The 12486-nt window shown below is 70.5% G+C and carries 12 protein-coding genes and 1 pseudogene; 10 read left to right on the plus strand and 3 right to left on the minus strand.

Annotated features, from left to right (window positions below; genetic code table 11):
- The first annotated feature begins 8 nt into the window (after window positions 1-8).
- The 4 genes and pseudogenes from QBL25_RS24110 (at window position 9) to QBL25_RS24125 (ending at window position 4801) form a co-directional block, all read left to right on the plus strand.
- Entirely contained in the window at window positions 9-608 is a 600-nt protein-coding gene (locus QBL25_RS24110; RefSeq protein ID WP_409059083.1) for an imidazolonepropionase-like domain-containing protein, read from the plus strand.
- A 279-nt stretch (window positions 609-887) separates the two neighbouring features.
- The gene (locus QBL25_RS24115) at window positions 888-1580 is read left to right on the plus strand and encodes a demethylmenaquinone methyltransferase (RefSeq protein ID WP_409059084.1); all 693 of its coding nucleotides are present in this window, start codon (window positions 888-890) and stop codon (window positions 1578-1580) included.
- Window positions 1581-1807: 227 nt separating this feature from the next.
- Window positions 1808-1876: pseudogene (locus QBL25_RS24120) on the plus strand (zinc-ribbon domain-containing protein); the annotation flags it as partial.
- A gap of 630 nt (window positions 1877-2506) precedes the next feature.
- Window positions 2507-4801, plus strand: a complete 2295-nt coding sequence (locus QBL25_RS24125; protein WP_409062976.1) for a hypothetical protein — start codon at window positions 2507-2509, stop codon at window positions 4799-4801.
- Between the two features lie 64 nt (window positions 4802-4865).
- Here the strand turns inward: QBL25_RS24125 and QBL25_RS24130 are convergent, their stop codons facing one another.
- Together QBL25_RS24130 and QBL25_RS24135 are read right to left on the minus strand one after the other, a co-directional pair.
- Window positions 4866-5231 carry a PASTA domain-containing protein gene (locus QBL25_RS24130; protein WP_409059085.1) on the minus strand — a complete coding sequence of 122 codons (366 nt, stop codon included), beginning with the start codon at window positions 5229-5231 and terminating at the stop codon, window positions 4866-4868.
- A 37-nt stretch (window positions 5232-5268) separates the two neighbouring features.
- Window positions 5269-5793, minus strand: coding sequence for a GNAT family N-acetyltransferase (locus QBL25_RS24135; protein WP_409059086.1), 525 nt, complete (start codon window positions 5791-5793; stop codon window positions 5269-5271).
- A 97-nt stretch (window positions 5794-5890) separates the two neighbouring features.
- Between QBL25_RS24135 and QBL25_RS24140 the strand changes: the two genes are divergently transcribed.
- Both QBL25_RS24140 and QBL25_RS24145 read left to right on the plus strand, forming a co-directional pair.
- Window positions 5891-7180, plus strand: a complete 1290-nt coding sequence (locus QBL25_RS24140; RefSeq protein ID WP_409059087.1) for a geranylgeranyl reductase family protein — start codon at window positions 5891-5893, stop codon at window positions 7178-7180.
- Window positions 7181-7233: 53 nt separating this feature from the next.
- Window positions 7234-7560 (plus strand): putative quinol monooxygenase, encoded by a 327-nt coding sequence (locus tag QBL25_RS24145; protein WP_409059088.1) that lies wholly within the window; start codon window positions 7234-7236, stop codon window positions 7558-7560.
- A gap of 98 nt (window positions 7561-7658) precedes the next feature.
- On the opposite strand, the gene QBL25_RS24150 is transcribed toward QBL25_RS24145, so the two are convergent.
- Window positions 7659-8480 carry a C40 family peptidase gene (locus tag QBL25_RS24150; RefSeq protein WP_409059089.1) on the minus strand — a complete coding sequence of 274 codons (822 nt, stop codon included), beginning with the start codon at window positions 8478-8480 and terminating at the stop codon, window positions 7659-7661.
- Window positions 8481-9503: 1023 nt separating this feature from the next.
- Between QBL25_RS24150 and QBL25_RS24155 the strand changes: the two genes are divergently transcribed.
- Genes QBL25_RS24155 through QBL25_RS24170 form a run of 4 tightly spaced genes read left to right on the plus strand, consistent with a single transcriptional unit; the run spans window position 9504 to window position 12479 of the window.
- Window positions 9504-9863, plus strand: a complete 360-nt coding sequence (locus QBL25_RS24155; protein WP_003992243.1) for an NADH-quinone oxidoreductase subunit A — start codon at window positions 9504-9506, stop codon at window positions 9861-9863.
- A gap of 20 nt (window positions 9864-9883) precedes the next feature.
- Entirely contained in the window at window positions 9884-10438 is a 555-nt protein-coding gene (locus QBL25_RS24160) for an NADH-quinone oxidoreductase subunit B family protein (RefSeq protein ID WP_160506582.1), read from the plus strand.
- On the plus strand, window positions 10435-11157 hold the full coding sequence (locus QBL25_RS24165) for an NADH-quinone oxidoreductase subunit C (RefSeq protein ID WP_409059090.1): 723 nt from the start codon (window positions 10435-10437) through the stop codon (window positions 11155-11157). Before QBL25_RS24160 ends, QBL25_RS24165 begins: the two co-directional genes overlap by 4 nt.
- On the plus strand, window positions 11157-12479 hold the full coding sequence (locus tag QBL25_RS24170; RefSeq protein ID WP_409059091.1) for an NADH-quinone oxidoreductase subunit D: 1323 nt from the start codon (window positions 11157-11159) through the stop codon (window positions 12477-12479). The genes QBL25_RS24165 and QBL25_RS24170 overlap by 1 nt, the downstream gene beginning before the upstream one ends.
- Window positions 12480-12486: the final 7 nt, after the last annotated feature.

A 12486-nucleotide genomic window follows, 5' to 3' on the forward strand; every position in this document is an offset into this window, starting at 1 on the left:
GGCCCGCCTTGCGCACACTTCACGTCGCCGAGGGGTCACCGGAGGCGGCGGTCCTGGTCGACGGGGCGAGCGTCGCCGCCGTCGGCCCGTTCGACGAGCTGGCCGCCGCGCACCCGGCCGCCCGGGTCCGGCACTGGCCCGGCATCCTCACGCCGGGTCTGCTCAACGTGTACGGCCCCGAGCTCCTGGAGGCCACGTACCACCCCGACCCGCGTGAGGCCGAGCGGCTCGGCACCGAGCCGATCGGCGGGGAGCGGGCGCGGGTCCTCTTCCGCGTCGACCCGTCCCGCGTGGGCGCCAGCGCCCGCCGGGGCGTGCAGCGGCTCTTCGCGCACGGCACGGTGGCCATCGCGGGTGAGCTGCGCTCGCGCCCGGTCGCCGACACGGTCCGCAGGGCGGGCCTGGCGATCGCCCACCGCCCTCCGCGCCTCCCGGGCCCGCCTTCCCTCTCCCCGAACCCCTTGGTCCTCCTGCCGCCCTTGAAGGAGGGCGCCCCGGCCCGCTTCGCGATCTTCGACGTCCCGACCCGCGCGGAACTGGTGCACCGGGGCGCGACCACATGCGTGGCTACGGTGGTGGGCGGCCGCATGGTGTACAGGGCCCGCTGAGGGCTCCTGGCTTGAGGGCTCCCGGGAGGGCCCCGAAGGGGCGCGGGGAACGGCGCGAGCAACCAAGGAGACGCCCCGCACCCGCGCACGGGGGCAAACCCGGCAGACGCCGAGGCGAAGAAGCCCGCCGCAGGCGAAAGAGCCCGCCGCAGGCGAAAGAGCCCGCCGCAGGCGAAAGAGCCCGCCGCAGGCGAAAGAGCCCGCCGCAGGCGAAAGAGCCCGCCGCAGGCGAAGCGGGCCGCCGCCAAGAGAGAAGACCGGCCTGACACAATGGGCCGGGTGACCCGCGCATCTCTGGACAAGCAGCCGCACGAAGTCGCCTCGATGTTCGACGACGTGGCGGAACGGTACGACCTCACGAACGACGTGCTGTCGTTCGGGCAGGCCCGGCTGTGGCGCAAGGAGGTCGCGAAGGCCGTCGACGCCCGGCCCGCCCAGAAGGTCCTCGACCTCGCCGCGGGCACGGCCACCTCCTCGCAGCCCTTCGCCCGCGCCGGCGCGTACGTCGTGCCCTGCGACTTCTCCCTCGGCATGCTCCAGGTCGGCAAGGCGCGCCACCCCTGGATGCCGTTCACGGCGGGTGACGCGACGAAGCTGCCGTTCAAGGACGACACGTTCGACGCCGTCACGATCTCCTTCGGGCTGCGCAACGTCCACGAGACGGACGAGGCGCTGCGCGAGATGTACCGCGTGACGAAGCCCGGCGGCCGGGTCGTCATCTGCGAGTTCTCGCACGCGACGTGGGCACCCTTCCGCACGGTTTACGAGGAGTACCTGATGCGCGCGCTGCCGCCGGTCGCGCGCACGGTCTCCTCCAACCCCGACGCGTACGTCTATCTCGCGGAGTCCATCCGCTCCTGGCCGGACCAGCCGACGCTGGCCGCGCGGTTGCAGGACGCGGGCTGGTCGAAGGTGGCGTGGCGGAATCTCACCGGTGGCGTCGTGGCGCTGCACCGCGGGTTCAAGGCGTAGGCCTGCTGCTTTCCCCGCCGGGGGCGTGCTGCGCCAGGAGTGGGCAAAATCCCGCGAAGTGACCCGAGTTGACGGGAACCAGCCGCCGGGCAAGATGTGTCCGTTGGAATACGACTCCGCCGACGCGACGGAGCCGATGCGAAGCCGCTCTTTCGCACCGGCCGGCCGCGGGACCGTTCGGCGCGGGTCGGTCTTGCCGGACATCTCCCCAATGACGGAGCGTTCCCATGGCGTCGCATTGCCCCCACTGCGGGGCACCCACCCCTGACGAGGCCCGCTTCTGCATGAAGTGCGGGCGCGAGCGTCCGCGTGACACGACGCTGGACGCGGGTCCGGTGGACCTGCCCCCGGCGGAACTGGGAGCGCCCACGTCCGCGGACGCGGGACCCGTGCCGCCGACGGAACCTGAGGGGAAGGCGTCCCCTGTCAGCGCGGCGCCGACCAGCCCGGCACCCGGCAGTTCGTCACTCGCCAGCTCTGCGCCCGGCAGCTCTGCGCCCGGCAGCTCCGCGCCCGGCAGTTCCGCACCCGGCAGTTCGCCCTCCGGAAGCGCGGCCCCCGGGAGTTCGACCCCGGAGAGCCCGGCGCCGGGGAGCGCAACCCCCGCCGCCCCGGCACCCGGCAGCCCGGCACCCGCCGGCCCGGCGTCAGGCAGCGCACCCGCAGCCGGCCCGGCCCCAGAAACCCCCACCCCCGACACGCCCACGCCCACGCCCAAAACCCCACCCCCGGGCCCCGGCTACACCGCAACTTCCCTCCCCGCACCCGAACTTCCCCCCTCCCCGGCCGCCCCCGCCGCCCCCGCCTCCCCGCCCCCTCCCGCGCAACTTCCCGCGGCACCCGGCGGCCCCTCGCCGGTCGGGGCCTTCTTCGGGCGGGCGTTCCGTGGGGACTGGGCCGGGGCCGCGCAGGCCGCGCTGTGGCCCGTGGGGCTCGTGCTCGTCGCGGCCGTCGCGCTGGCCATCCCCTCCTACGGGCAGGGCGACAACGGCGCTGACGTTGTCGTCGGGTTCGGCGACCGGCTCCGGATCGCCCTCGCACTGCTGCTCCAGGCCGTCGGCGGCGGCTTCGAGATCTCGGGGAGCGACCAGCGGCAGTCGTCCGTCTTCGGCGGCGAAAGCCCCGGCGTCGGGTCCGCCATGGACGGCAGCGTCTCGCTGCACCTCATGCCGCTCACCGCGACCGCCCTGTGGATCGGCGCCCTCTTCATCGGCGTACGCCTCCTGCGCGCCCGCGTCCTGCTCCGTACCGGAGGCCCCGGGGGCGGCACGGCCGGGCTTGAATCGGCCGTGCGGGTCACGCTGTTGGTGACCGTGGCCACTCTCGTGCTCAGCCTCGTCGCGCAGCCCGAGATCGAGGGCGTGGAGCTCTCCTCGTCGCCGGTCCTCGCCGCGCTCGGCGCGCTCGTCCTGGGACTCGCCGTCTCCTGCGGCGTGCTGCACCGCGACGACCTGGCCGGCCGGCTGGCCCGGCGGCCTGCCTGGCAGGCGGCCTTCCGTGCCACCGGCACCGCGCTGCGCGCGCTGGCGGTCGTCCTGGTCCTCTGCTCGCTCGTCGCGTTCATCAGCCTCGCCCAGGTCGACGACCTCGAAAGGCTCGCCGACCTCGACGAAGCGGAAGTGTCCCCTCTGCTCATCGCCCTGCTCCTGCTGCCGAACCTCGGCATCGCGGCACTCGGCATCGGTTGGGGAGCGCCCTTCGAGGCATCCGTCCAGGGGAGCACTTCGGCGTACGGCGGCGGTTATCAGAGCGAGTCCTTCGGGCTCTCCGAGCTCGGCGACGTCACCAACGACTGGGCGATCGTCGGGGCGTTGGCGCTCGGGCTCGTGTGTGCGCTGGTCATCGGCCTCCTGGCCGCACGCCGCTCCGCGCACCGGGGCGAGCAACTCCTCGCCGCCGGGATCTTCTTCGGTCTCTTCCTGCTCCTCGCGGGGCTCGGCGGGCTCAGCGTCGACGCCACGGGCAGCGCCTCGGCCGAGTTCGGCGGCGGTAGCAGCAGCGGTTCGGGCAACGGCGCCTTCGACGCGGGCGTGAGCCTGCCGGACGCGCTCCTGTTCGGGCTGCTCTGGGTCTTCGTCACCGCGCTCGTCGCGCCGTTCCTGCTCCAGATGGCGGGGCAGCGGACGGGAGTCGTGCCGACCGGGGGCGCCGGGGCCGCGGCGCCGATGCCGGGCGGCCCCGCGACTGCGCCCGGTGCCGCGTCCGGCGCCTCGGCTGCGGCCGGTACGCCCGGTACGCCCAGCTCCCTGGCCGACGCGCCCACCGAGGGCGCCCTCGGTGCCGTGGGCCCCGTATCGATGGACAAACCGCAGCCGGGACCCGCCCCCACGCACCCGGCGACCCCCACGCCGCACTCCGCGTACGACCCGGCCGTGAACCCGGCCTACGCCCCCACGGCCTACGACCCGGTCGGCTACGACCCGCACGCCTACCCTCTGCCCCAGCAGCCCTCCACGGCACCCGACTCCCGCCGCACCGCCCTGTGGATCGCCACCCTCACGGCCGCTTTCGTCATCGGCAGCGGCATCGCGGCCGGCGTCCTGCTCTGGCAGAACAACAACGACGGCACGGCCGACGAGGCCGGGGGCAAGGACGACAAGCCCGCCATCAGCCGCACCCAGGACCCGACCGGCCCGGCCACGCCCTCGGACACCCCCACGGACGGCACGGACGGCACGGAAGACTCGGGAGAGACGGGCGACACGGAGGGCGTGGAGCCGAGCGCGGGTCCCGACACCGTGGACGACGCCCCCGCGTCCGAACTGCCCTCCGGATACGACCTGGTGTCCGACGTGAACGGCTTCGAGTTCGCCGTGCCCGACGGCTGGAACCGCCAGGGCGAGGACCGCCCCGGCCAGATCCTGTACTCCGGGTCGACCGGCCGGGAGGAGTTCCTGGTCGGCGTGGTGCGGAACGCCCCGTACACCTCGTACGAGAACTTCACGACCATCGAGAAGGACGCCAGGAAGGACCCGAAGAAGTCGGACTACCAGCGACTGCGGCTCGAACCGAACACCTTCCAGGGGCGCAGCGGCGCGATCTGGGAGTACACCTTCACCGACACGGCGGGCCGTGAGATCCACGCGCTGAACCAGAGTTACGTCGCGGACAACGGCACCGAGTACGCCATCCAGCTCTCCTGGCGCGCGGACTTCTGGCCCGCGGGCGAGGGCGAGAAGGTCCACCGGACCGCGCTCGAACACTGGCGGCTGAACGGCTGAACGGCTGAACGGCTGAACGGCTGAGGGGCCGGGGGCGGCCCGGGGGACGCGTCGGCGCCGGGCGCTACAGCACGGCGCCGACCTCGTTCCCCGGTTCGTCGAGTTCCTGCCGCAGCCCGCCGTCCGGAGGCCCCGGGCGGCGGGGTTCGCGGACGCCCGCGCCGCCCTCGCCCTCGCCGGGGCCCATGTCGAACCAGACGGTGACGACGGCGTCGCGCGGGATCCACATGCCGGGGAGGGGGTACTGCCGGACCACGTGGTCGAGGACGACCAGGTGGAAGTCCGGGCGGTCCGGTGCCGCGAGCTCCACGCCGTGCTTCGCCGCCGACTCGCGCGCGTCCACGGCCATGAGGCCGATCAGGCGCGGGACGCGCACGTCATCCGTCGCGAAGGCCCCGGGTGTCCCGGGCGTATCGGGCGTGTTCGGCACGAATGTCACCCCCTGTGGTACCCGCAGGGTAGACCCGCTACAGCGTGAGCCGGAAGCGGTGTGCCTCGCGCTTCGTCGGCGTCGTGAAGGTCTCCGCCAGCTCCATGCCCAGGCGCCGGGTCACGGCCGCCGAGCGTGCGTTGCGGCTGTCGACCATCGCCACCACGTCCCGTACGCCCGCCGCGCGCACCCGGTCGAGGGTCGCCCGCGCGGCGGCGGTCGCGTACCCCTTGCCCCAGGCCGGCCTGGCGAGCCGCCAGCCGATCTCGATCTCGCCCTTGGGTCCCCAGTCGTGCGGCCAGGGCTGCGCGCCGGTGAACCCGATCGGCTCGCCGTCCCCGTCGAGCAACGTCCACAGGCAGAAACCCAGTTCGGCGTCGTGTCTGCGCTGCCGGGCGGTCAGCTCCTCGTACACGGAGAGCTCGGCCGACGCGCCGGTGCCGAAGAACTCCATGACGTCCGGGTCGTCGAAGAGCCGGTGCCAGACGAAGGCGTCCTCGTGGGTGGGGACGCGCAGGTGTACGGCGGGCAGGATCTTGGGCGGCAGTGCCTGCTTTGTCACGGGTGGCCCTTCGGCTGGTGGATCAGTACCGCTGCATAGACTGCCCATATCCCGTGCCCGCCGGCACACAGATTTCGAGCCTTGGGGAGAATCCGCCGTGACTGAGGCCAAGGCCCTCACCGAACACACCGCTGATGTGATCGTCGTCGGGGCCGGGCCAGCCGGTTCCACGACGGCCTATTACCTGGCGAAGGCCGGGCTCGACGTACTGCTCCTGGAGAAGACCGCGTTCCCCCGGGAGAAGGTCTGCGGCGACGGCCTGACGCCGCGCGCCACCAAACAGCTCGTCTCCATGGGGATCGACATCTCCGAGGAGGCGGGCTGGCTGCGCAACAAGGGCCTGCGCATCATCGGAGGCGGCGTCCGGCTCCAGCTCGACTGGCCGGAACTCGCCGCCTATCCGAACTACGGCCTGGTCCGCAAGCGCGACGACTTCGACGAGCAGCTCGCCCGCCAGGCGCAGAAGGCGGGCGCGCGCCTGCACGAGCGCTGCAACGTCGGCGCCCCGATCATCGACGACCGCACGGGCCGCATCACCGGCGTGCACGCCAAGCTCGGCGAGGAGAAGACCGCGGTCACCTTCCACGCGCCGCTGGTGGTCGCCGCCGACGGCAACTCGACGCGGCTCTCCCTCGCGATGGGTCTGCACCGCCGCGACGACCGCCCGATGGGCGTCGCCGTCCGCACGTACTTCACCTCGCCCCGCCACGACGACGACTACCTGGAGTCCTGGCTGGAGCTGTGGGACCGGCGCGGCGCGCAGGACCGGCTCCTGCCCGGTTACGGCTGGATCTTCGGCATGGGCGACGGCACGTCGAACGTCGGGCTCGGCATCCTCGACTCGTCCGCGGCCTTCAAGGAGCTGGACTGGCGCGAGGTGTTGAAGGCCTGGTGCGCCTCGATGCCGGAGGACTGGGGCTACACCCCGGACAACATGACGATGCCGATCCGCGGCGCCGCCCTGCCCATGGCCTTCAACCGCCAGCCGCACTACACCAAGGGCCTGCTCCTGGTGGGCGACGCGGGCGGCATGGTGAACCCCTTCAACGGCGAGGGCATCGCGTACGCCATGGAGTCCGGGCAGATCGCGGCGGACGTCGTCGTCCAGGCGCATGCCCGGCAGACACCCGCCCAGCGGGAGTTGGCGCTCCAGCGCTACCCGAAGGTCCTCAAGGACACCTACGGCGGTTATTACACGCTGGGCCGCGCCTTCGTGAAGCTCATCGGCAACCCGAAGGTCATGAAGATCGCCACGCAGCGCGGTCTGACGCACCCGATGCTGATGCGCTTCACGCTGAAGATGCTGGCCAACCTCACCGACCCGACGGGCGGCGACGCGATGGACCGCATCATCAACGGCCTGAGCAAGGTGGCGCCGAAGGCGTAGGCGGTCGGGCCATCCGATTTGCCCTCAATCGCGGCGGGCGGGAGGCTGGTGGCATGATTTTCATCGCCGTCAAGTTCACCGTCCGCCCCGAGTACACCGACAGCTGGCTGGAGCGGACCGCCGAGTTCACCCGCGCCACGCGCGCCGAGGAGGGCAACCTCTTCTTCGACTGGTCCCGCAGCGTGGAGAACCCCGACCAGTTCGTCCTCCTGGAGGGCTTCGCCTCACAGGAGGCGGGCGCGGCGCACGTCGGCTCCGACCACTTCAAGGCCGGCCTGGACACCATGGCCGAGCTGATCGCGTCGACCCCCGAGATCATCCACACCGAGATCCCGGGCGGCAGTTGGTCCGAGATGGGCGAGCTCGCGCCGAAGAGCTGAAGTCCCGTAACGGAAGAGCTGAAGACCCGTAACGCGCGCGAAAGGGCCGGGAACCCCACTGGGGGGTTCCCGGCCCTTCTACGTGTCTGTGAGGGCCCTCAGAGGACGCGCACGGCACCGTCGGCGGGGTAACCCGACAGGTCCTGGATGACGACGCCCTTGCTGGGGTTGGCGGCGTCGAGGTACTGGCCGTTACCGATGTACACACCCACGTGGTACGCGGAGCCCGCGCCACCCCAGTAAAGGATGTCGCCCACCTGGACGTTGGAGAGGGAGACCGGCGTACCGGCGACCGACTGATCCTGCGAGACGCGCGGGAGGTCCACGCCGGCCTGCTTGAACGCGGCCTGGACGAGGCTGGAGCAGTCCCAGGCGTTGGGTCCGGAGGCACCCATGACGTACGCGTCACCGAGCTGGGCCTTGAGGAAGCTGATGACCGAGCCGACACTGCCGCTGGCCGGGGCGGCCACGTCGGCGGAAGCGCTGGAGCCGGAGCTGGAGCCGGCGGCGCTGAGCGTCGTGCGCTCGGCGGAACGCGAGGCGCGCTCCTCCTCCGCCTTCTTCTTGGCGGCGGCTTCGGCCTTTGCCTTGGCCTTCGCCTTGGCTTCGGCCTGAGCCTGGTCTTCCTTGGCCTGCTTGGCGGCCTTCACGGCGGCCGCGTCCTGCTCGGCACGGAGCTGGTAGCTGTCGGCGGTCTGCTGGGTGACCTCAGCGGACTGCGCGATCTGCGTGGAGAGGTCCGTGGTGAGCGTCGGCATTTCGATGGTCTCGGTCACCGGCTCGGCGGCGGTCGCCGTGCCAGCGGCCGCGGCCACTGCCAGGGTGCTGAGGACGCCACCGGCAACTCCGGCGCGCAGGGCCTGCTTCGTGGCGCTACGACGGGGCTTCCGGTGGCTGGGTATGTGAGCGGTGTGGGACATGAGAACAACCGCTATCAGGGAGTCAGGGTTCCCATCAAGAAACGTGGTCTGCGCCACAGTTGCCCGTGAGGGCCCTGAATCCCGGGCGTGTCACTTCTTATTGACGCCGTAACGGGCAATGCGGACAACGACGATCACGCCTGTGATCATGGGTTTTCTGCGATACGCCCGAATTGCCCGTGGACTACCACCGGTTGAGCCGGTTGGCCAAGCCCGGTTTCTTCGCCGCTCACCGCTGTGTGGCGCAGGTCACAGGCATAGGCCCCGGGGATCTCTCCGAGATCCCGCCGAGACCTTCCCGAGATCTCCCGAAGAATTCAGGGGTGTTGCCCGTATGGGGGAACGGTGAGGGATCCGCGACGGATCGACGGTGGATCGACGACGGATCGGCGGCGGATCGGCGGCGGATCGGCGGTGGGTCGGCGGCGGATGGCGGTGGATCGGCGACGAGCCGATGGTGAATCAGCCCTCTGTCCGGCCCCCGCGAGCCGCCCTCTGCCCGGCCCCCGCCAGCCGCCTTCTGTCCGGCCCCGCCAGTCGTCCTCTGTGCGGTCCGCGCGCGTCCTCGTGAGCCGCTAGTGAATCCGTGCACGCGTCCGGGCGTGCCTGCTCCCGTCCGCCGCCGTCCGCTCGCGTCCACTCTCGTCCACACCGCGTCCGCCAAAGTGTGAATGAGCCGCCACTATCAAGCCAGCGTGTCCAGCGCCAATTTGCTCGTGACGGTACTCGCTTGATAGAGCAACCCCGCCCCGACCAGCGGTAACTCGCCGAGATGTCACCTCTGGTGATCACTCAGGCGCTTCGCGTATGAAGATCACCGCTCATCCGACTTCATGATCCTTCGTCAGGTGGTGGAGATCACAAAGCCGTTGTCGTACCCCGTGTCGCAGATCACAGACCGGCGGGCATAAGATGCGGGGCAGTTGGGCTTGTGACCTGCTTCACATGTACGCGATCTTCGTGAGGCGGCCCGGGCCCGATGCAACCGCCAACAGTCAGTGCCGACTGAGAGGAGCGAGGAGCGTGAACGCCTATGCGCCCATCCTCGTGCTGGGAGCCCTCGGGGCAGGCTTTGCGATCTTCTCCGTGGTCATGGCCACGCTTATCGGTCCAAAGCGGTACAACCGCGCCAAGCTCGAGGCGTATGAGTGCGGTATCGAGCCGACGCCGACTCCGGCCGGCGGCGGGCGATTCCCGATCAAGTACTACCTGACGGCGATGCTCTTCATCGTCTTCGACATCGAGATCGTCTTCCTTTACCCCTGGGCCGTCACCTTCGACGCGCTGGGGATTTTCGGGCTCGTGGAGATGCTGCTCTTCGTGCTCACCGTCTTCGTCGCGTACGCGTACGTATGGCGGCGTGGCGGCCTGGAATGGGACTAGAGGTCTGAGGGGCCAAGAGCATGGGACTCGAAGAGAAACTGCCGAGCGGTTTTCTGCTGACCACCGTCGAACAAGCCGCGGGCTGGGTGCGCAAGTCATCCGTCTTCCCCGCGACCTTCGGCCTCGCGTGCTGCGCCATCGAGATGATGACGACGGGAGCCGGGCGCTATGACCTGGCTCGCTTCGGCATGGAGGTCTTCCGCGGTTCACCGCGCCAGGCGGACCTGATGATCGTGGCCGGCCGGGTGAGCCAGAAGATGGCGCCGGTCCTGCGGCAGGTCTATGACCAGATGCCCAACCCCAAGTGGGTCATCTCGATGGGCGTGTGCGCCTCATCGGGCGGGATGTTCAACAATTACGCGATTGTGCAGGGTGTGGACCACATCGTCCCTGTTGACATCTATTTGCCCGGTTGTCCGCCGCGGCCCGAGATGTTGATGGACGCGATCCTCAAGCTCCACCAGAAGATCCAGGGCGGCAAGCTCGGGGTCAACGCCGAGGAAGCGGCCCGCGAGGCGGAGGAGGCGGCCCTCAAGGCCCTCCCCACCATCGAGATGAAGGGGCTGCTGCGGTGAGCGACGCGCACGACGAGCACGCGAACGGGAACGGCGTTCCCGCACCGCGCGACGAGGCCGGCGAAGTGATCGGTGTCCGCAGGGGCATGTTCGGCGCCAACAACGGCGGCGACACCTCCGGTTACGGCGGCCTGATCCGCACGGTCACCCTGCCGGGCGCCTCCGCGCGTCCGTACGGCGGGTGGTTCGACGAAGTCGCGGACGAGCTGGAGGGGGCCCTGGAAGAACAGGGGCTCCTGCCGGAGAACGCGATCGAGAAGACCGTCGTCGACCGCGACGAGCTCACCTTCCACATCGCGCGCGAGCACCTCCTGAGGGTCGCCCAGACCCTGCGCGACGACCCCGCCCTGCGCTTCGAGCTCTGTACGGGCGTCTCGGGGGTGCACTTCCTGGAGGACAAGGGCCGCGAGCTGCACGCCGTCTACCACCTGCGCTCGATCACCCACAACCGCCTGATCCGGCTCGAAGTCAGCGCCCCTGACGCCGATCCGCACGTCCCCTCGCTGGTCTCCGTCTATCCGACGAACGACTGGCACGAGCGCGAGGCGTACGACTTCTTCGGCCTGATCTTCGACGGTCACCCGGCGCTGACGCGGATCATGATGCCGGACGACTGGCAGGGCTTCCCGCAGCGCAAGGACTACCCCCTCGGCGGCATCCCCGTCGAGTACAAGGGCGCCCAGATCCCGGCTCCGGACCAGCGGAGGTCGTACAGCTGATGAGCACGTCACACGCATCCGCCCGCGAGACGACCGAGGGGACCGTATATACGGTCACCGGCGGCGACTGGGACGAGGTCGTCCAGTCCGCCGCCCGGTCCGACGACGAGCGCATCATCGTCAACATGGGTCCGCAGCACCCCTCCACCCATGGTGTGCTCCGGCTCATCCTGGAGATCGAGGGCGAGACCGTCTCCGAGGCCCGCTGCGGCATCGGCTATCTGCACACGGGCATCGAGAAGAACCTCGAATACCGCACGTGGACGCAGGGCACGACGTTCGTCACGCGCATGGACTACCTGACGCCCTTCTTCAACGAGGCGGCGTACTGCCTGGGGGTCGAGAAGCTCCTCGGCATCGAGGACCAGATCCCGGACCGCGCGTCGATCATCCGCGTGCTCCTGATGGAGCTCAACCGGCTCTCCTCGCACCTGGTGTGCATCGCCACCGGCGGCATGGAGCTGGGCGCGACGACGATCATGATCTACGGCTTCCGTGATCGTGAACTCGTTCTCGACATCTTCGAGCTGATCACCGGCCTGCGCATGAACCACGCGTACATCCGGCCCGGCGGACTCGCCCAGGACCTGCCCCCGGGCGCGGTGGACCAGATCCGCGAGTTCGTGAAGAAGATGCGGAAGAACCTCGGTGAGTACGACAAGCTCGCCACCGGGAACCCCATCTTCAAGGCCCGCATGCAGGACGTCGGCTACCTCGACCTGGCGGGCTGCATGGCGCTCGGCGCCACGGGGCCCGTCCTGCGCTCGGCCGGTCTGCCGCACGACCTGCGCAAGGCGCAGCCCTACTGCGGTTACGAGAACTACGAGTTCGACGTGCCGACCGCCGACACCTGCGACTCGTACGGGCGCTTCCTGATCCGGCTGGAGGAGATGCGCCAGTCGCTGCGCATCGTCGAGCAGTGCCTCGACCGTCTCGCGCCGGGCCCGGTCATGGTCGGCGACAAGAAGATCGCCTGGCCCGCGCAGCTGGCGCTCGGCCCGGACGGCCTCGGCAACTCGCTCGACCACATCAAGAAGATCATGGGCACCTCCATGGAGGCCCTGATCCACCACTTCAAGCTGGTGACCGAGGGCTTCCGGGTCCCGGCCGGGCAGGCGTACACCGCGGTCGAGTCGCCCAAGGGCGAGCTCGGGGTGCACGTCGTGTCCGACGGCGGCACGCGCCCCTACCGGGTCCACTTCCGCGACCCGTCGTTCACCAACCTCCAGGCCATGGCGGCGATGTGCGAGGGCGGCCAGGTCGCCGACGTCATCGTCGCCGTCGCGTCCATCGACCCCGTGATGGGAGGCGTCGACCGGTGACCACCAC

The organism is Streptomyces sp. SYP-A7185, from assembly GCF_046103685.1.
Taxonomy (GTDB): domain Bacteria; phylum Actinomycetota; class Actinomycetes; order Streptomycetales; family Streptomycetaceae; genus Streptomyces.